An 18,697-nucleotide genomic window follows, 5' to 3' on the forward strand; every position below is an offset into this window, starting at 1 on the left:
GGTTTGCCCACGCTCAGGCGCGCATCAGCGCTTCGATCTCGTCGGCCTTCACGGGCACGCCACGCGTGATCAGCTCGCAGCCCGTGTCCGTGACGATGGCATCGTCTTCAATGCGGATGCCGATGTTGTGGAACTGCTCAGGCACGCCATCGGCGGGACGCACATAGATGCCGGGCTCGATGGTCAGAACCATGCCCGGGCGCAGCACACGGCTGGGGCGGTTGGTGATGGTCTCGCCCGAGAGCGGGTCCTTGCGCTCACTCACCTGGCCGACTTCGCCGGGCTCCACATAGCTGCCGCAGTCATGCACGTCCATGCCCAGCCAGTGACTGGTGCGGTGCATGTAGAACTGGAAGTAGGCACGCTTGTCGATCACGTCCTGCGCCGACCCCACCTTATTCTTGTCGAGCAGGCCCAGGTCCAGCATGCCCTGCGCCAGCACGGCCACCGTGGCGTCGTGCGGGTCGTTGAAGCGGGCACCCGCCTTGGTGGCAGCCACGGCCGCGTCCTGGCTGGCCAGCACCAGGTCGTACAGCGCACGCTGTGGGCCCGTGAATTTTCCGTTGGCGGGGAAGGTGCGCGTGATGTCGCTGGCGTAGCTGTCCAGCTCGCAACCCGCGTCGATCAGCACCAGCTCGCCATCACGCACCGGTGCGGTATCGGCCCGGTAGTGCAGCACACAGGCATTCGCGCCCGCCGCCACGATGGAGCTGTAGGCCGGGTACTGCGAGCCCGCGTCGCGGAACGCATGCAGCAGCTCGGCATCGAGGTGGTATTCGCGCACATCCTCCCCGGCGCGCAGCATGCGGGCCGAGCGCTGCATGGCGCGGATATGGGCCTGCGCGCTGATGGCGCTGGCGCGGCGCATGATGTCCTGCTCGTGCGCGTCCTTGAACAGGCGCATCTCATCAAGCAAAGTGCACAAATCGTTCTGCTCGGCGGGACAGATGGCGCCATAGCGCACGCGCCCCCGCACCACATTGAGCCAGCCCTCCACGCGGGCGGCCAGACCGCTGTGCGTGGCGAACGGGTACCAGACGCAGCCCGTGTTTTCGAGCAGGCGCGGCAGCTTGCTGTCCAGTTCGGCCATCGAATGCGCGGCGTCCACGCCCAACGCGGCGGGCGCAGCGGCCGGGCCGAGGCGGTAGCCATCCCAGATTTCGCGCTCCAGGTCCTTGGGCTGGCAAAACAGCGTGCTGCGGCCATTCTGGGCCAACACCAGGCAGGCGCCGGGCTCGGTGAAACCGGTCAGGTAATAGAAGTAGCTGTCGTGGCGAAACAGAAAGTCGCTATCCCGGTTGCGCGGGCGCTCCAACGCCGTGGGGACGATGGCGATGCCCCCGGAGCCCAACTGGGCAGCCAGGTGCGCGCGGCGCTGGGCGTAGACGGAAGCAGGCACGGTGGTGTTCATGAAGCGTCGCAGGAAAGGGTGTTGAGTTCGGCCAGCCGTTCGGGCGTGCCCACATCGGTCCAGCGGCCGGTGTAGAGCTGCGCGCTGACGCGACCATTGTCCATCGCACGGCGAAGCAGCGGTGCCAGCGGGGCTTTGATGCCCCCTGGGTTGCCCGGCGGAATGTCGCACCAGGGCGCCGCGAACAGATCGGCGCGCAGCAGGGCGATGGTGCTGTAGGTGTAGCGGGGCGCGGGGTCGTCGGCGGGTAGGTTCAGCGCCAGCCCGTCGGCCGACAGGCCAAAGTCACCGCGCGGGTTGTGGGCCGGGTTGGGCACCAGCCACAGGTGGGCCAGGTGGTGGCTGGCTTCAAAGGCCGACACGGCGGCGCTGTCGAACACGAAGTCGGGCGCAAACACATCACCCGCGGCCAGCCAGAACACGGGGCCGAGCTGGGGCAACGCGCGGGCGATGCCGCCGGCGGTTTCCAGTGCGCCGCCAAAGTCCACACCCTCGTGTGAGTATGAAATTGATAGCTGCTTGCGCCTACCTATCAAGCGCTGGAGGCCAAAATCACTTGAAAATTGATCGCTGATCTGCGCCCCCAGCCACGCGGTGTTGATCACCACCTGCTCCACACCCGCCTCCTGCAGCGCCGCCAGGTGCCACTGCAGCAGCGGCTGGCCCTGCACCTGCAGCAGGGGCTTGGGGGTGGTGTCGGTCAGCGGGCGCATGCGCTCGCCACGGCCTGCGGCCAGCAGCAATGCGGGGACTTGGGAAGATGCGTGTACCGCAGGGTTCATGGCGTACGCTCTTGGACAACGGCGCCGCGTTGCAGCGCGTGGCGCTCGGCGGCAACAGGGTCAAAAAGTACCAGTAAAGCATTCATCAGCGCGTGCGCTTTGCCCGAGTGGTCCGCACCAAAATTGCAGACATAGACGTCGAGGGTGACCGCCCGCTGCTCGGGCCACGTGTGGACACACAAGTGGGATTCCGCCAACAACACCGTGGCAGTGACTCCTCCGGGCCCATGCTCCGTGGAAGGAAACGCATGAACAAGCTGGGCGACCGCCTGCAGCCCCGATGCCTGCACCGCCTCGGTGCAGGCGCGGCCCAGTGCGTCCGCGTCCAGCAGCCAATGGGGCGCGCATCGGCAGCCATGAAGGTCGGCAGTGAGGTGCAATCCGTGCATGGGGGTGCACTGTAGTGCATCGGCGGGCGGGACGCGGCCGGGTTGGCACAAGCTCGCAACCGCACAAAGAGCTTCGATTTTCTGCCAACCGGATCGCGCCAACCGGTTTCGGGCTGTCGATAATGCCCGCTTAGCCGTTGCACAGATCCCAACCCAATGCGCCCGCAGGCCATCAGCACTCCCAAAACCGTCGCCTCGCAGCAGCGGCTCTGGCAACAGCTCGACATGCTCTGCGACCTGGGTCTGGGGCTTGCGCCGGTCGCACCTGACGTCTGCGCGGTGTTGCGCACGCTGGTCGGGGCCGATGCCGCTGCGCTTTTCTGGCTGGACGAAGACGGCCTTCCTGCCGGGTTCCACCACGAGGACTCACCCGCATCCACGCAGGATCTGTTTCTCAACGAATACCTGCGTCTGTTCAACGGGCCCGGGGAAACGAACGTGCTGGAACTTGCCCAGACCGACGGCCCTCGGGTCGGTCGGCTCCTGGCCCCGGGGGCAAGGTACTTTCGGTCCAACAGCTACAACCTTCTGGTGCGCGCCAGCGGCCACCAACATACGCTGGATCTTCGCGTCGAGGTGGAGGGCCGCACACGCGCCATTGCGGCGCTGTTTCTGGAGCCTGGCCCCGGCTTTAGCGATGCCCAGGCCAGGATGCTGGAGCGTGCCTGCATGAGCCTGTCACGGGCTTTTCAGCCCACCTCGCTCATCACCCGCTGGGAAACCGGGCGGTTCGGTGCCACAGGCCATATCCTGCTGGATGCTGCCGATCAGCGCCCCCTGCTGATGGATGCGGCCGCCACCGAGCTGCTGCGTCAAGCCAATCTGGCCGGACTGGGTGTGCGCGATGACTCGCGATCAAGCCGGCCGAAAAATTTTCCGCAGGATCTGTTGCAGCGTTTGGGCTTGCCACAGGAGGGCACATCGCGCGTGCCCGTTCCACACGGCTGGCTGGTGGCCAAAGCGCACGAACTGCACTCTCTGGCAGGGGGGCCCGGCCAGGTCATGCTGACGCTTCAACTGGAGCACTCCCGCTGCATTGATGTGGTGCGTCGCGTCCTTGCTTTGCCACTCAGTCCGTTGCAACGCGAAATCGCACTATTGGCGGGTATCGGCCACGCGCGCAGCGAGTGCATGGAACGTACAGGCGTAGGCGCGGCGGCGCTCAAGAAGCATCTGCGGGCCATCTTCGAAGTCACCGGCGCCGCCGACTGGGAGAGCCTGGGCCGGATTCTGCAGCAGCACTAGCAGCAGTTGGGTCGCAACGCCATTCCCCCCCGGGGGACTGGTACACACCGCCACCGCCCCACACAATCGCGCTCCCTGGGGTGCATGCACGCACCCAACCCTATTCAACGGAGCCCCCATGAGAGATGCCGCATGGCCCCTTCAGGCGCGTGCAGAATCCCCCGCCCCCATCGTCGGCAATCCGACCCACAACGTCACCGACCAGGCACGCCCAGCCTTGGCGCCCACGAACCGATCCCATGAGGCGATGGTCAACAGCCTCACGTTCGAACCCTTTCTGCATTTTCAGTTTCAATGTGACTCGCCTCTTCACGTGGAGATCACCAGCCGCAGCCGCTCGCCGCTGTACATCGTGGGTAGCGAGGGTTGCCAGCTGTGCTGGGAGAACAACGCCCCGCTGGCCCTGAATGCAGGAGACGTCGTGTTTTTGCCGCACGCAGGGCGCCACCGCATCTATACCGATGAGCGTGCACCACTGCAGCAATTTTCTGACCTGGTGGGCCAGGGTTTAAAGCGACGCGGCAAATCCTTTGACATCGTGATAGGGCACGCGGCAAACACACCACCATCGGCGGACGAGCGCTGGAGCGGCAGTTTCTACTGGCGCTCTGATCTCTCAGCCCATCCGCTGATGGCCTCGTTGCCGCCCGTCCTCGTATTGGCAAAGGCGGATGCGATGACCTGGCTCCCCACCATGACGCAACTGGTCGCATGGATGGCCGACATTCGAGGAGGTGGCAATGGCGTCGGGCTCACGCATGTCATGAATTCACTCCTGCAGCGGCTGGTGCTCGCGTGGTTGAACGATCCTGGGCGTGCGGTGCAGAGCCCGGCCAGAGACATCAGCACCCTGCGGGACGAGCGCCTTCTGGTCGCGTTGGAGAGCATTCATACCCGCTGCGCTCACCCCTGGACAGCCAGCTCGCTGGCCGCGCTGTGCCACATGAGCAGAACGCAGTTCACCCAGCGATTTCAGGCGCAGACGGGGCTTCCGCCCATGCGCTACCTGGCGCGGTGGCGGCTGCACCTGGCGGAGCGCTTGCTCAAAGAGCAGCGCCTCACCTTGCAGCAAGTGGCCGATGCCGTGGGGTATTCCACAGGCGCGATCCTCGCGCGCGCCTACAAGCGAGAGCGCGGTGTCACGCCCGGTGCCGACGCCCCCACCGAACAGCCGGCTGTGAATTTGCGCTGAACGGCTGTCGCCGTCATGGCCTCTTTTCTAAAGAATTCACCACGGGCCCGTAGCGGGCCCATTTTGTTTTCTTTGGAAGGGATTTCGCATGACAGATACCGCACTGGCCGCGAATACGCGGCGCGTGCTGAGGGCCGCCGCCCTTTGGCTGGGAGTGACCAGCGCGGCCGCGGCCAGCGCTGCAGGGTGGCAACCAGTGGCCAGCTTCGCCACCGCACGCTATGAGCACACCGCCACCGAGATGAATGATGGCCGCGTGCTCGTGGCCGGAGGGCGCAGTGGCAGCGCCATCAGCGCCACCAACGCGAGCACCCAGATCTATGACACGGGCACCGGCAAATGGACTGCCGGGCCGGCACTGCCCAGCGGAGCCCGCTCTCGCCACACAGCAACGTTGCTGCGCAACGGTACGGTATTGCTTGCGGGCGGAAGCAACGGAAACGTTTCGCAGACATCGGCCGCAATCTTCGATTCACAAACGGGCCAGTTCACCACGGTAGGCTCCCTGGGCGTAGAACGTGAGTGCCACACCGCCACGCTGCTCAAGGATGGGCGCGTGCTCATCGTCGGCGGCCGAGGGAAATCTGGCGCTGAAGCGCGGCGATCGGCGGAGATCTATGACCCCGAGACGCAGAGCTGGGGTTCCATCGCACAAATGCCGGGCCAAGGCGCGCGCCAGCACACAGCCACGCTGCTGAATGACGGACGCGTGCTCGTGGTCGGCGGTATCGACAACGGCCAGTCCTCCACCAAAGCGGTGGCAATCTGGAACCCATCGACCGGCACGTGGGCCTCCGTGGCAGCGCTGCCCTCACCTCGCTTTGACCACACTGCGACCCTGCTCCCCGATGGAAAGGTGTTTGTAGCCGGTGGCAATGACGCAAGCGGTGCGCTGGCCAGCACCTTGCTGTACGACCCCGCCGCCGACACGTGGACTCCATCGGCAACGCTGAACGCTTCTCGCACACGGCACACCGCGGCCCTGCTGCCCGACGGACGGGTGCTGCTCAGCGGGGGCGAGGCGGGGGGGATACCCATCGACACGGCTGAGATTTACAACCCACCATCGGGTTCGATCAACGTTTTTGCACCCATGACCGCAGCGCGCAGCATGCATACCGCATTGGTGCTGCATACCGGTGATGTGCTCGTGGTCGGCGGCCAGGGTGGTGCCGTGGCTCTCGACAGCGCTGAGTTGTTTAGCGCAGATACCCTGGCGCCCGCCACGACTGGCCCGCTGCCCGCGCTGCGGGCTTATCACAAAGCCACTGCACTGCCCGACGGCACCGTACTTATCGCTGGTGGTCTCATTCCCAACGGTGGTTACGCCCAGCCCTCTGCCACCACGCTGCGTTACCACATCGCCAGTGGACAATTTCAAGCGGCTGCACCGATGGCAAAGGCACGGCAGTACCACACGCAAACCCTACTGACCGATGGCCGCGTATTGGCGGTGGGGGGCGCGTATTCGCTCAACGATGTCGAACTGTACGACCCCATCTCCAATCGGTGGTCCACTGCGCCTTCGCTCACCCATGGACGGTATGTGCACACGTCCACTTTGCTGCCAGGTGGCGACGTTTTTGTCGCAGGAGGAACCAACAACGGCGGTGTGGGAGAGGCGGAAATTTACAGCGTAGCGACCAACCAATGGCTGTCCGCAGGGTCCATGTTGACACCGCGCAATGGGCACACGGCGACCCTGCTGCGCGACGGACGCGTCATGCTGGTAGGCGGAGACGCCGTGAACGGACAAACCACCACTACTGTGGAGTTCTACATCCCCCGCACGGGTGCCTGGACATCAGGCCCAAGTATGCAAGGTGCGCGGAGCCAGCACACGGCAACGCTGCTATCGGACGGCCGGGTTTTGGTGGCAGGAGGCACAGCCAACTTCACCTACCTGAACAGCGCTGAAATATTTGACCCCGCGACGAATGCCTGGCAACCCACCAGCGACCTACAGCAAAAACGCGTTGTCCACACGGCAACGCTCCTGAGCGATGGCCGCGTTCTGGTCACCGGCGGTATGTACAACGGGGCTGGCATAGGGTCAGCGGAGGTTTACGACCCAGGTGCCGGAACCTGGCAGACTGCTGGCCCATTGCCCCAGGGGAGAAACCACCACACCGCGACTGTGCTGGCGAATGGACAGGTACTGATCGCAGGCGGTCTGGCCAACGGCGCAGCCACGGCGCTGCTCTACGGTGGAAAACTGGGTGTTTCGGATGCGCGTCGCCCGCGCATCACGATGGTGCCGGCACAGGTCGCGCAGGGCTCCGCGCTGCAATTGGGCGGACTGCGTTTTACGGGCGACAGCGAAGGCAGCGGCGGCGGTTTCAGTCAATCTGCCACCAGCGTACCCCTGGTGCGCATGCAGCGCGTAGACAACGGGGACGTCCGTTGGCTCGCAGCAGAGAACTCCAACGCCACCACCTTCACTGGGCGCCCCATGCCGTCGGGGGTCACTGCGGGCTTGTATCAGCTCACGCTGTTCGCCAACGGCATGGCATCCGATGCGGTCACCCTGCGCGTGCTGGCCGGGGGAGCGCCCAACGCGCCCACCAATGTCAGCGCCACCCCTGGCGATGGCCGGGTTACGGTGTCCTGGCAACCCCCCGTGGGGGGCACCCCGCCCACGTCGTACACGGTGACCGCCCAACCTGGCGGCGCGAGTTGCACCGTGCAGGCACCTGCCACCTCGTGCACCGTGTCGGGCCTGACCAACGGCACGGCGTACACCTTCACCGTGACCGCCAACACCGCAGGCGGCAACGCATCAGCACCTCCGTCGGCTGCCGTCACGCCAGTACCCAGCGCGGTGGGTGGTGTGCAAAACATTCCCACATTGTCTGAATGGGGCTTGATTCTGCTGTCAGTGCTGATGGCCGGTATGGCGCTGCTTCAGAGTCGTCGCATGCGCTTTTTGATGGACGGCTCGGCACCACTGTGCCCCGCAGTGCGAGCAAGGATCGCAGGGCGCACTGCGGGCAGCGTCAAGAACGACTTGCCATGACTGGCTGACGCCTGCTCTACCTCTATAGAAATGGCTCTCAGCGCTTGTCCATCAAGCGCTGGTTGCTCACTTTTTTATACCTCGACGGATGCGAGCCACTGTCGCGGCGATGTCTCCACATATTTCACGTATCCAGACAACAGGACAACCATGCCAAACGACGCTGCAGCCAGACCACACTTCGCACCTCGGGTGCGTGCCATAGCAGCCGGTCTGCTCCTGGCGAGCACCCAGGCGCTTGCGCTCGATTGCGCGCCCGGCCAGTGGCTGGCGGAATACTTCCCCAACACCAGCCTGTCCGGGGCCGCCGTGCTGACCCGGTGCGAACAAGGCCCCATCGACTACTACTGGATGACCAACAGCCCCGACGCGCGCCTGCCGGTGGACGCGTTCTCAGCCCGCTGGACGGCAAGCCTGCCGTTCGCCGCTGGAGCCGCCAAGTTCACCACCTTCACAGACGACGGAGTGCGCCTGTACGTCGATGGGAAACGGATCATCAACCACTGGGCTCGGCACAGCATCGCGATGGACTCCGCATCCCTGCGGCTGACGGAAGGCCATCACACCGTGCGCATGGAGTATTTTGAGGCCGGGGGCGAAGGGCTGGCGCAGCTCTTCATTGAGGGGTTGACACCCACCACAACGCCTCCGCCCCCACCAGAACCCCCACGCATCCGCGCATTCACGGCCCAGCCAGAAGCCATTGATATGGGGGGCAGCAGCATCCTGACATGGACCACCGAAAACACCGTCGCATGCGCCGCCAGCGGCGGCTGGACCGGCGAACAGGCCACCAACGGCGGTGCCACCGTGCGGCCTGCCGCAACCACCACCTATGGTCTGAGTTGCCGCAATGCGGCGGGTGCCACGGCCAGCACATCCACCACCGTCACGGTGCGCAAGACGCCGCCACCGCCCGTCACGATCAGCTTGACGGCCACGCCGCCCCGCATTACCGCAGGCCAGAGCGCGCGACTGGCCTGGCAGGCGAGCCACGCAGCGGGCTGCGCCGCGTCGGGCGGATGGAGCGGCCCGCGCGCCACCGAAGGCAGCGAACTGGTAGGTCCCACCAAAAACACCGCCTACACCCTGACCTGTACCGACAGCGCCGGCAAGAGCACCACAGCCTCCGCGCAGGTTGCGGTAGAGGCCAGTAACCCGCTTCCCCCGGTCAGCGGGGTAAGTGCGACAGTTTCCGCCCGCGGGGTGAGCCTGGCTTGGGACCCGGTGGCCCGCAGCGGCAAATGGGTCAACGGCTACTACGCAGGTTGGTTCTGGGAGACCTATCCGCCCGAAGCCGTGGACATGAGCACGATGACACACTTCGTTTTCGGACGCTACGCACCAGCGCTCGGGTCCCTCCCTGGCGGCCGGGCGGGTGATCTGCTCGAAGGAGCGGGCGGAGGGCACTCGCCAGAGGTGGAGAATGCGCTGATCGCCAAGGCCCATGCTGCGGGCGTCAAGGCGGTGATGATGGTAGGGGGCGATAGTGACGGCCCCGGATTTCTGGCCGCCACCGCCGACCCCACGGTTCGCGCACGTTTCATCCAGAACATTCTGGACAAGGCCGTACAGAAAAACTACGACGGCGTGGACATCGACTGGGAAGAAAACCTGGACACGGCCACCGCACGCGCCCAGGCCCTGGCACTTCTGCGTGAATTGCGCGTCGCATCCGCGCAAAGGGCCCGATACCAGGCACCCAACGCGCCACTGGAATTGAGCTGGCCTGGGTTCTGGGTCAACCAGAACCAGTCCGACATCACGCCCTGGCACGTCGAAGTGGCCGCCGCAGTCGATCGCTTCAATTTGATGACTTACAGCATGGCGGGCGACTGGGGCTGGCTGTCATGGCACCACTCCCCTTTGTTCGGAGCAGGCGAACTGTATCCAACGTCGATCCAATCGACAGTCCAGGCCTACCTTGACGCAGGCGTGCCACGCTCCAAGCTGGGCATCGGCATCGGTTTGTATGGCGCCTACTACAACAAGCCTGTCACCGGACCGCGCCAGAGCTTGAATGGCATGCAAGGCTGGATGAACAATGGCGATTGGGAAAACAACTACCAGCGCCTGGTTCAAGACAACGCCTTCGGCCGGACGGGCGCCACCTACCATTGGGATGACGTGGCAAAACAGGGCTATATCACCTACTCCCCGCCATGGAATCGCGGCCCCAACACGCCAGTGACCTATCTGAGCTTCGAAGACGAGCGCTCCATTGCTGCCAAAGGCCAGTGGGTCCGTGAGCAAGGCTTGGGCGGCACCCTGGTGTGGACCATCAACTACGGGTATTTGCCGCAATCCAGCAGCAATCCGCAGATGCAGGCGGTCAAGCAGGCGTTCATCGCGTCCGGGGCTGCAGGCTATCGGGTCTACAGAGACGGCGTGCTGATCGCCACCGTCACCGAAATCACCTTCACAGACACCGCCGCTCCGCGCGGTCATCGGGGTTACCAGGTCAGCATGCTGGACGCGGCAGGCAACGAAGGCCCGCTGTCTGCGCCAGTGTTTGTGCAGGTCCGCTGAAGAGCCGCACGGAGCCGCTGTACCGCACCTGTATCCAGCGTCAACCCCGCAGCCATGAAGTGCGGTGGGCGACGCCCCATCTGGCGCGCCATGCCCCGAACCCAGGGGCGGCGTACAGCGTTCCAGAAGCCAACTTGGAGCAGCCCGGGCGAAGACAAGCGGGGTGAGTGCAGCGCGCCCCGGTAAAATACCGGGTTTCCCCTGCACCACCCCTCTTGAACCCTCCCCCCATGGCCAACACCCAGCAATCCCAACAGATGGCAAATGCGATCCGCGCATTGGCCATGGACGCCGTTCAACAAGCCAACTCCGGCCACCCCGGCGCCCCCATGGGCATGGCCGACATGGCCGTGGCGCTGTGGAGCCGCCACCTCAAGCACAACCCCACCAACCCCCAGTGGTTTGACCGCGACCGGTTTGTGCTCTCCAACGGCCATGGCTCCATGCTGCTGTATGCACTGCTGCACCTCACGGGTTACGACCTGCCGATCGGCGAGCTGAAGAACTTCCGCCAGCTGCACAGCAAGACGCCAGGACACCCCGAAGTGGGCTACACCGCGGGCGTGGAAACCACCACCGGCCCGCTGGGCCAGGGCATCACCAACGCCGTGGGCTTTGCACTGGCTGAAAAGCTGCTGGCCTCGGAGTTCAACCGCGAAGGCCATGCCGTGGTGGACCACCACACCTACGCATTCCTGGGCGACGGCTGCCTGATGGAAGGCATCAGCCACGAAGCCGTGTCGCTGGCCGGCGCCTGGAAGCTCAACAAGCTGATCGCCCTGTACGACGACAACGGCATCAGCATCGACGGCCAGGTCGCCCCCTGGTTTGCCGACAACACCCCCCTGCGTTTTGTGGCCAGCGGCTGGAACGTGATTGGCCCCATCGACGGCCATGACGCCGACAAGGTGGCCGAGGCCATCATCGAGGCCAAGAAGCAGACCGAGCGCCCCACCCTCATCGTGTGCAAGACGCACATCGGCAAGGGCAGCCCGAACCGCGCGAACACAGCCAAGGCCCACGGCGAGCCGCTGGGCGCCGAGGAAATCAAGCTCACCCGCGAAGCCCTGGGCTGGGCCAGCGAGCCTTTTGTGATCCCCGAAGACGTGTACGCCGGCTGGGACGCCAAGGCCAAGGGCCAGAGCGCAGAAGCCGCCTGGAACGAACGTTTTTCGGCCTACAGCAAGGCCTTCCCTGAACTGGCCGCTGAACTCACGCGCCGCATGGAGGGCAACCTGCCCGCCAACTTCGCGCAAGTGGCCGTGGACACCGTGGTCGCAGCCCACACCAAGGGCGAAACCGTGGCCAGCCGCAAGGCCAGCCAGCTGGCACTGGAAGCCTTCACCGCCGCGCTGCCCGAACTGCTGGGCGGCAGCGCCGACCTGACGGGCTCCAACCTCACCAACACCAAGAGCACGCCCAACCTGCGCTTTGACATGCAAGGCCACGTGGTGCAGACCGAGGTCGAAGGTGGCAAGAAGATCGGTGGCCGTCACATCAACTACGGCGTGCGCGAATTCGGCATGGCCGCCATCATGAACGGCATCGCGCTGCACGGCGGTTTCATCCCCTACGGCGGCACTTTCCTGACCTTCAGCGACTACAGCCGCAATGCCATCCGCATGGCCGCGCTGATGAAGCAACGCGTGATCCACGTGTTCACGCACGACTCCATCGGCCTGGGCGAAGACGGCCCCACCCACCAGTCCATCGAGCACGCCGCCAGCCTGCGCCTGATCCCCAACCTGGATGTGTGGCGCCCCGGTGACACGGCCGAAACCGCCGTGGCCTGGAGCGTGGCCCTGTCCAACCGCAACAAGCCCACCGCCCTGCTGCTGTCGCGCCAGAACCTGCCCTACGCGCCCAAGCGCGACCTGGGCGACATCTCGCGCGGCGCCTACGTGCTCTCCGACCCCGCTGACGTGGGCATCAAGAAGAAGGCCGTGGCAGTGATCATCGCCACGGGCTCCGAAGTGCAGCTGGCCCTGAAGGCCCAGCGCCTGCTGGCCGACAAGAAGATCGCCGTGCGTGTGGTCTCCATGCCCAGCACCACCACCTTCGACCGCGAAGACGCCAAGTACAAGAGCAGCGTGCTGCCCGCTGGCGTGCCCCGCGTGGCTGTGGAAATGGGCGTGACGGACGGCTGGTGGAAATACGGCTGCGCGGCGGTGGTGGGCATCGACACCTACGGCGAGTCGGCCCCTGCACCCGTGCTGTTCAAGCACTTCGGCTTCACCGAAGAAAACGTGGCCGACGCGGTGCTGGTCGCCATCGGCGCCGCACGCCTGAAGCCCGCCAAGAAGGCCAGCAAGGCCAAAGCCCACTGAGACTCCTCCCGCCCGCTGCGCGCCCACTGCTGCAGCGGGCGCGCACTGGCAGATTCCTGATTTCGACTTTGCAACCTTGGAGAGACTACAAGCTATGACGATCAAGATTGGTATCAACGGTTTCGGCCGCATCGGCCGCAACGTGCTGCGCTCGGCCATCCAGAACTTCAGCGACATCGAAGTTGTGGGCATCAACGACCTGCTGGAGCCGGAGTACCTCGCGTACATGCTGCAGTACGACTCGGTGCACGGCCGCTTCAAGGGCGAAGTCTCGGTGGAGGGCAACACCCTGGTCGTCAACGGCAAGAAGATCCGCCTGACGCAAGAGCGCGACCCTGCCAACCTGAAGTGGAACGAAGTCGGCGCCGACGTGGTGATCGAATCCACCGGCCTGTTCCTGGACAAGGTCAGCGCGCAAAAGCACATCGATGCGGGCGCCAAGAAGGTCATCCTGTCGGCTCCGTCCAAGGACGACACGCCCATGTTCGTGTTCGGTGTGAACCACGACACCTACGCTGGCCAGGCCATCGTGTCCAACGCCTCGTGCACCACCAACTGCCTGGCCCCCGTGGCCAAGGTGCTCAACGACAAGTGGGGCATCAAGCGTGGCCTGATGACCACCGTGCATGCAGCGACTGCCACACAAAAGACGGTGGACGGCCCGTCCAACAAGGACTGGCGCGGCGGCCGCGGCATCCTGGAGAACATCATCCCTTCGAGCACCGGCGCTGCCAAGGCCGTGGGCGTGGTGATCCCTGCGCTGAACAAGAAGCTGACCGGCATGTCCTTCCGCGTGCCCACCTCTGACGTGTCGGTGGTGGACTTGACGGTGGAGCTGGAAAAGGCTGCCACCTACGAAGAAATCAAGGCCGAGATGAAGGCCCAGTCCGAAGGCGCCCTGAAGGGCGTGCTGGGCTACACCGAAGACAAGGTGGTGGCCACCGACTTCCGTGGTGACACCCGCACGTCGATCTTTGATGCCGACGCTGGCATTGCCCTGGACGGCACCTTCGTGAAGGTCGTGAGCTGGTACGACAACGAATGGGGCTACTCGAACAAGTGCCTGGAAATGGTGCGCGTGGTATCCAAGTAAGTACGACTTGCGCAAAAGGGGATCAGGCGCCATGCTTGTCCTCAGAACGCAACGGCGGATTCATCCCTGTTTGTGCGGGTCTTGGTCAGTATTTCCTTTGAAGATGAAGAAGCGCTAGTAGCAACTACCCTGTTCAAGCCGGTCGCCTGCAAAGGCCACCGGCTTTTTTTTGCCCGCCGTCCGCGCCTGGAGGGTAGGGAACGCCTGGCGTTCAACGGGCACCACCAACAGCCGCCGCTGCGGATGCCGCCACCAGTGGCGCAGGCCCCTGCGCTTGCCCGGGTGCACTGGCAATGTGCACCGTGCTCGTGGGAACTGCAAACGCCACCCCCATAGCCTTGAACTCGCGCAGCAGCCCCAGGTTGATGGCCTGCTGCAGGTCCATGTAGAGGTTGAAGGCCGGGTCTTCCACGGTGTAGACGACTTCGTAGTCGAGCGAGCTGGCGCCAAACGCCTTGAAATGCGCGCGGTCAAAACGCAGCTGCGGCTGCGCATCGATGAGCTTGCGCACAACGCCCGGAATGGCCTCGGCCTGCTCCGGTGTGGTGTCATAGGCCACGCCAAACGTGAACACAATGCGCCGCCTCTCCAGCATGCGAAAGTTGCTGATGGTCTGCTTGAGCAGGTCGGTGTTGGACATCACGATCTGCTCACCCTGCAGGCTGCGGATGCGCGTGGTCTTGAGACCAATCACCTGCACCGTGCCCGAAACGCCACCCACCACGATGAAGTCGCCCACCTCGAACGGCTTGTCCACCGCGATGGCAAGTGACGCAAACAGGTCGCCCAGGATGTTCTGCACCGCCAGCGCCACCGCAATGCCGCCCACGCCCAGGCTGGCGATGAAGGCTGTGATGTTCACGCCCACGTTGGACAGAATGGCCAGCAGGACCACGCTCCACAGCAGCGTGCGCAGCCCCCAGGACATCAGCGTGGCCGATGCACTGACCTGCGTCATGCCACTGGACGAGTGCCGCTCCACATAGCGGCGCACGCCAATGCCAATCGCGCGCATGCCCCACAGGCCCATCTGCAAAGCCACGGCCACAAACCACAGCTGGCTCAGGCGGCTCTCCCAGCGGCCAGGCAGGTCCAGCAGGCTGGCGCCCACCAGCAGAGCCACTACCAGCATCAGCGTGCGGCTGGTGCCCTCCAGCACATCCACCACCGTCAGGGCCATGCCGCTGTGCGACTGCGTGGCCCACACCTTGGCGCGGCGGGTGAGCAGGTGCAAAAGCACCAGGATGGCGGCATAGGTGGCCGCTGTCGCCGCCAAGGCGATGAGCAGGCTCCACAAGGGCACGCCGGCAAAAGTGGTCTCCTGGACCCATGTGAGAAAGGTGGTTGGCTGCATGTGGGGGCTCTCCTCTTCGTGGTGCCGGAACGGGATCAGTGGACATGGGGCCGATACAGGGTCGGCCACGGAGGCACAGGGTGACGAAACACCTGCCCCGAAGCGCAACGGACGCGCGCTGTCATGGATCGAGGCCCTGGGAAAGTCAGAGTTCCCGCAGGCAGGCGGGCAGGGCCGGCTGCGCCAATGGTTTGAACATCATTTGCAAGTGTTCGTAAGACATGCCCCACAGCAATACAGAGGCCGGGCCTACGCCCCTGTGCCGTGCGGACCCCAACAATGCACCAACACCAGAACACCCCTGGTTGCCCGCCCGATACGTCGGTGCGGCACATCCCACAACCTCCAGAGGAGTCCACAACACCATGCATTCATCCGCACTGATCCGTACCGCCGCCGCGGTCCTCGCACTGGGCGCCCTCGCCGCCTGTTCCTCCACCCCTGCGCCCACTGAGCAGATGGCCGTCACCCGCACCACCGTCAACCGTGTGGGCGCAGCACCTGCCGTTGCCACCAGCGCACCGGTTCAGTTGCAACAAGCGCGCGAAAAGCTTATCCAGGCAGAGAAAGCCATGGCAGAGAAGGACTATGTCGCCGCGCGCCGCCTGGCTGCTGAAGCAGAAGTGGACGCTCGCGTGGCCGAGACCCGCGCCGACGCCGCCAGCAATGCCGCCAACCTGGCGCAGGTGCAAGACGGCATCCGCGCGCTGCAGGAAGAAATCAACCGCCGATCGCCCCGCTAAGGATTTGGGCCCTTGCGCCCGGCCTGGCTTCGCCCCACGCCAAAACGCCGTTGGGGCCCCGCGATTGCCCTCCCCCCATTTCAAGGAACACCTGACCATGCATCCCTTTTTTCACCGCACTACCGCCCTGTGCACCAGCCTGATTGCCGTTGGCCTGCTGGCCGCATGCGCAAGCACCACCCCATCACCCGCGCTGGAAGAGGCCCGCACCGCAGTAAGCACCGCCGCCGGGGACCCGGCCGTCAATCAGTACGCGCAGCTCGAACTCAAGCAAGCCACCGACGCGCTCGCCAAGGCCGACCGCGTGTGGGCCGATGACCGCGATACCTCCGAGACCAACCATCTGGCCTACTTGGCCCGCCAACGCGCCGAGATCGCCACCAACGCGGCCCGCGCCCGCCAGCTTGATGCCAGCATCCAGCAAGCAGGCAGCGAAGCCGACCGCATCCGCCTGCAAGCCCGCACCCAGGAGGCGGATGCCGCCCGCTTGCGCGCCCAGCAAGCCCAGCAGCAGGCAATGAGCGCCGAGCAACGCGCCGCCCAGCAGCAAGCCCAGGCCACAGCAGCCATGGCCCAGGCCAACGCCGCACAAGACCGCGTGCGTGCCCTCGAAGCGCAACTGCGCGAACTCGAAGCCCAGCAAACCGAACGCGGCCTGCTGGTCACCCTGGGCGATGTGCTGTTTGCCTTCAACAAGGCCGAGCTGTCGTCCCAGGCAGGTCCGCGCCTGGACAAGCTGGCCAACTTCCTCAAGCAGTTTCCGGATCGCAAATTGCTGATCGAGGGCTACACCGACAGCGTGGGTGGCGACAGCTACAACCAGGACCTGTCAGACCGCCGCGCCCAGGCCGTGCGCGACGCGCTGGTGCAACGCGGCGTGGACAGCAGCCGCATCACCGCACGCGGCTATGGCAAGGCCCACCCCGTGGCCGACAATGCCTCACCCGAAGGCCGCGCGATGAACCGCCGCGTGGAGATCGTGATTGCCGATGACAAGGGGAATTTGCGCGGTCGTTGAGCCATTCAGCACTCGCCCCTCGCCCAATAGCGGAGGCGTGGTGTGGCGGAATCGCGAGATTCCGCCAGCGTACCGAACAGGAAAGCCCTGGAGCAGTGATGTTCCAGGGCTTTGTCTTTTCATGCATTGCTGTTGTTGAACGGTTGGCTCCAGTGCCAGCCTCCCTGCCTACACGCAGGTGAAGTTAAACGAGACACCAAAATCCAACTCCATCAGGAGGTGCAACGAATCGTTCTTCACCGTCAAGTAAGGATATGGACTTTCGGAAAAGCACCCAAGCACGATGTCAGCACTTGGTGACTGGGAAATGATCTCTCGAAAGTAATCTCTGTGCGGAGCGATGGCGTTCCAAAGCCATTCAAGGTGCTCATCCAAGGAAGCATCTCCCCCCAAGGGCGAATCCAACAACCACACATCCTGCGTCCAAAGTCTTTGCCCCACTCGCCGCTCACCCTTTCGAATAGGACGTGCGGGCAGGAGTCCCGTCCTCAACGAAATGGCGTCGTGATGCGCACCGACGCCGACAATCCGCAGTGACGCATCAAAGCGATAAAGACGGGGCCTCCCTCCATAGGAAGGATTGCGAAGAATATTTTCTTGCCGACGCATGCCACGCTCCAAGCGCCGTCGAACCGATGTGGAGATGCGAACCATCTGCTTTTCTCACTTCGAAGTATTTTGTGATCGCCGAATGTGGCAGTCCGCTTCTTGATACGGGCGCAGGCTCTTTGCGCCCAGGCCTGACATTAGCTTTCAGAAGCTTGACCTGCTGAGATTGCGCGTTGCCGAACCTTGTTCAGCTCGCTGAGGTACGACCCCGGAATCTGCCTTACCTCCTCTACGGGCCCTAGCACGCTGATCCGTGCGCCATCCACGGCAACTTGCAATCCCACCGGCACAGCAAAGAACTGGATCAGGTCTGGGCGGTGGACGCCCAGCTGGTAGAGGGAGGTCTTGATAAAGCGCGTCGGATCTTCAAGGCTCGCTTCGTCGTCAAGGTCCGAGAGCCACCAGCCGGAATCCACAGCGTTGACGGCCTCGTTTCGGGTGAGCAGGATGCGGCTGGCCTCTTTGTAGTTCACGTTCACGACAACGCTTTGCCGGAGCGACGGAAAGTCCGGCTCGACGGGTGGGTAGAGGCTCCCGACAACATCTTTCTGATTACGCAGCTGCATCAGCGTGCTGTCGACCGAATCGACAAACTTCACGGGCACCACCTTCATGTCGGGCTCCAGCACTCGCAGAAATCCAGCAGGCCCCTCTTCCAGCATCGTGAACATCCAGCCGACCTGCAGGCTCTCGCCGCTGCGGAACTTCTCGCCTTGAGCGACCCGTTGCTCAAAGAACTGCAGCAGGAAGGAAATGTCTTCAGGCGGCACGGCGCTGCTCGAGACGCGAATCTGAAAATCGGGATGGCCGTGCAGCTTGCAGCGGGAGGTAACGTGAACCGACGGCGTGCTCGGCCGCACCGAAGAAGGCTTGCGTCCGAATGTCGAGAGGATGGAGCGCAGAGACATTTTTTTCTTGTGCGGCTGGATGGCCCAGGGGCGGCCGAATGTGGGCTGTTGCGCCGACTGGGCTGGTGGGGGCTGCGGGCA

14 protein-coding genes are annotated in these 18,697 nt (G+C 64.4%); 8 read left to right on the forward strand and 6 right to left on the reverse strand.

Features of this window, described 5'->3' with window-relative positions; all coding sequences use genetic code 11:
• Positions 1 to 13: 13 nt before the first annotated feature.
• Genes ASE52_RS15320 through ASE52_RS15330 form a run of 3 tightly spaced genes read right to left on the reverse strand, consistent with a single transcriptional unit; the run spans position 14 to position 2,582 of the window.
• On the reverse strand, positions 14 to 1,411 hold the full coding sequence (locus tag ASE52_RS15320; RefSeq protein WP_057227343.1) for an aminopeptidase P N-terminal domain-containing protein: 1,398 nt from the start codon (positions 1,409 to 1,411) through the stop codon (positions 14 to 16).
• Entirely contained in the window at positions 1,408 to 2,193 is a 786-nt protein-coding gene (locus ASE52_RS15325; RefSeq protein ID WP_057227345.1) for a nucleotidyltransferase family protein, read from the reverse strand. The genes ASE52_RS15320 and ASE52_RS15325 overlap by 4 nt, the downstream gene beginning before the upstream one ends.
• Entirely contained in the window at positions 2,190 to 2,582 is a 393-nt protein-coding gene (locus ASE52_RS15330; RefSeq protein WP_057227347.1) for an S-adenosylmethionine decarboxylase, read from the reverse strand. The genes ASE52_RS15325 and ASE52_RS15330 overlap by 4 nt, the downstream gene beginning before the upstream one ends.
• 156 nt (positions 2,583 to 2,738) lie before the next feature.
• Here ASE52_RS15330 and ASE52_RS15335 point away from each other — a divergent pair, with 156 nt between their 5' ends.
• The 6 genes from ASE52_RS15335 to gap all read left to right on the forward strand — a co-directional run bounded on the left by ASE52_RS15335 (position 2,739) and on the right by gap (position 13,984).
• Positions 2,739 to 3,827: a hypothetical protein gene (locus ASE52_RS15335; protein ID WP_057227349.1), complete on the forward strand. Its 1,089-nt coding sequence runs from the start codon at positions 2,739 to 2,741 to the stop codon at positions 3,825 to 3,827.
• Positions 3,828 to 4,074: 247 nt separating this feature from the next.
• The gene (locus ASE52_RS15340) at positions 4,075 to 5,019 is read left to right on the forward strand and encodes an AraC family transcriptional regulator (RefSeq protein ID WP_057227351.1); all 945 of its coding nucleotides are present in this window, start codon (positions 4,075 to 4,077) and stop codon (positions 5,017 to 5,019) included.
• Between the two features lie 88 nt (positions 5,020 to 5,107).
• Positions 5,108 to 8,035: an IPTL-CTERM sorting domain-containing protein gene (locus ASE52_RS15345; RefSeq protein WP_057227353.1), complete on the forward strand. Its 2,928-nt coding sequence runs from the start codon at positions 5,108 to 5,110 to the stop codon at positions 8,033 to 8,035.
• A 150-nt stretch (positions 8,036 to 8,185) separates the two neighbouring features.
• Positions 8,186 to 10,564 carry a glycosyl hydrolase family 18 protein gene (locus ASE52_RS15350; RefSeq protein ID WP_241777018.1) on the forward strand — a complete coding sequence of 793 codons (2,379 nt, stop codon included), beginning with the start codon at positions 8,186 to 8,188 and terminating at the stop codon, positions 10,562 to 10,564.
• A 230-nt stretch (positions 10,565 to 10,794) separates the two neighbouring features.
• Positions 10,795 to 12,891, forward strand: a complete 2,097-nt coding sequence (tkt, locus tag ASE52_RS15355) for a transketolase (RefSeq protein ID WP_057227356.1) — start codon at positions 10,795 to 10,797, stop codon at positions 12,889 to 12,891.
• A gap of 94 nt (positions 12,892 to 12,985) precedes the next feature.
• On the forward strand, positions 12,986 to 13,984 hold the full coding sequence (gene gap / locus ASE52_RS15360; protein ID WP_057227358.1) for a type I glyceraldehyde-3-phosphate dehydrogenase: 999 nt from the start codon (positions 12,986 to 12,988) through the stop codon (positions 13,982 to 13,984).
• A gap of 211 nt (positions 13,985 to 14,195) precedes the next feature.
• Here the strand turns inward: gap and ASE52_RS15365 are convergent, their stop codons facing one another.
• The gene (locus ASE52_RS15365) at positions 14,196 to 15,338 is read right to left on the reverse strand and encodes a mechanosensitive ion channel family protein (RefSeq protein WP_057227360.1); all 1,143 of its coding nucleotides are present in this window, start codon (positions 15,336 to 15,338) and stop codon (positions 14,196 to 14,198) included.
• Positions 15,339 to 15,703: 365 nt separating this feature from the next.
• Here ASE52_RS15365 and ASE52_RS15370 point away from each other — a divergent pair, with 365 nt between their 5' ends.
• On the forward strand, positions 15,704 to 16,081 hold the full coding sequence (locus tag ASE52_RS15370) for a DUF4398 domain-containing protein (RefSeq protein WP_010464325.1): 378 nt from the start codon (positions 15,704 to 15,706) through the stop codon (positions 16,079 to 16,081).
• Positions 16,082 to 16,178: 97 nt separating this feature from the next.
• Positions 16,179 to 17,099: an OmpA family protein gene (locus ASE52_RS15375; RefSeq protein ID WP_057227362.1), complete on the forward strand. Its 921-nt coding sequence runs from the start codon at positions 16,179 to 16,181 to the stop codon at positions 17,097 to 17,099.
• A 168-nt stretch (positions 17,100 to 17,267) separates the two neighbouring features.
• Here the strand turns inward: ASE52_RS15375 and ASE52_RS25195 are convergent, their stop codons facing one another.
• Positions 17,268 to 17,708 (reverse strand): DUF4279 domain-containing protein, encoded by a 441-nt coding sequence (locus ASE52_RS25195; RefSeq protein WP_158004166.1) that lies wholly within the window; start codon positions 17,706 to 17,708, stop codon positions 17,268 to 17,270.
• 137 nt (positions 17,709 to 17,845) lie between these two features.
• On the reverse strand, positions 17,846 to 18,616 hold the full coding sequence (locus ASE52_RS15385) for a hypothetical protein (protein WP_057227366.1): 771 nt from the start codon (positions 18,614 to 18,616) through the stop codon (positions 17,846 to 17,848).
• Between the last annotated feature and the right edge of the window lie 81 nt (positions 18,617 to 18,697).

Origin of the sequence: Acidovorax sp. Root275, assembly GCF_001428965.1 — a bacterium.
Classification (GTDB): Bacteria; Pseudomonadota; Gammaproteobacteria; order Burkholderiales; family Burkholderiaceae_C; genus Acidovorax; species Acidovorax radicis.

Coding starts and splice junctions, on each gene's coding strand:
- ASE52_RS15325 (WP_057227345.1), bottom strand. CDS start 2,193: ATGAACCCTGCGGTACACGCATCTTCCCAAGTCCCCGCATTGCTGCTG.
- gap (WP_057227358.1), top strand. CDS start 12,986: ATGACGATCAAGATTGGTATCAACGGTTTCGGCCGCATCGGCCGCAAC.
- ASE52_RS15335 (WP_057227349.1), top strand. CDS start 2,739: ATGCGCCCGCAGGCCATCAGCACTCCCAAAACCGTCGCCTCGCAGCAG.
- ASE52_RS15375 (WP_057227362.1), top strand. CDS start 16,179: ATGCATCCCTTTTTTCACCGCACTACCGCCCTGTGCACCAGCCTGATT.
- ASE52_RS15340 (WP_057227351.1), top strand. CDS start 4,075: ATGGTCAACAGCCTCACGTTCGAACCCTTTCTGCATTTTCAGTTTCAA.
- ASE52_RS15365 (WP_057227360.1), bottom strand. CDS start 15,338: ATGCAGCCAACCACCTTTCTCACATGGGTCCAGGAGACCACTTTTGCC.
- ASE52_RS25195 (WP_158004166.1), bottom strand. CDS start 17,708: ATGCGTCGGCAAGAAAATATTCTTCGCAATCCTTCCTATGGAGGGAGG.
- ASE52_RS15320 (WP_057227343.1), bottom strand. CDS start 1,411: ATGAACACCACCGTGCCTGCTTCCGTCTACGCCCAGCGCCGCGCGCAC.
- ASE52_RS15385 (WP_057227366.1), bottom strand. CDS start 18,616: ATGTCTCTGCGCTCCATCCTCTCGACATTCGGACGCAAGCCTTCTTCG.
- ASE52_RS15370 (WP_010464325.1), top strand. CDS start 15,704: ATGCATTCATCCGCACTGATCCGTACCGCCGCCGCGGTCCTCGCACTG.
- ASE52_RS15330 (WP_057227347.1), bottom strand. CDS start 2,582: ATGCACGGATTGCACCTCACTGCCGACCTTCATGGCTGCCGATGCGCG.
- ASE52_RS15350 (WP_241777018.1), top strand. CDS start 8,186: ATGCCAAACGACGCTGCAGCCAGACCACACTTCGCACCTCGGGTGCGT.
- tkt (WP_057227356.1), top strand. CDS start 10,795: ATGGCCAACACCCAGCAATCCCAACAGATGGCAAATGCGATCCGCGCA.
- ASE52_RS15345 (WP_057227353.1), top strand. CDS start 5,108: ATGACAGATACCGCACTGGCCGCGAATACGCGGCGCGTGCTGAGGGCC.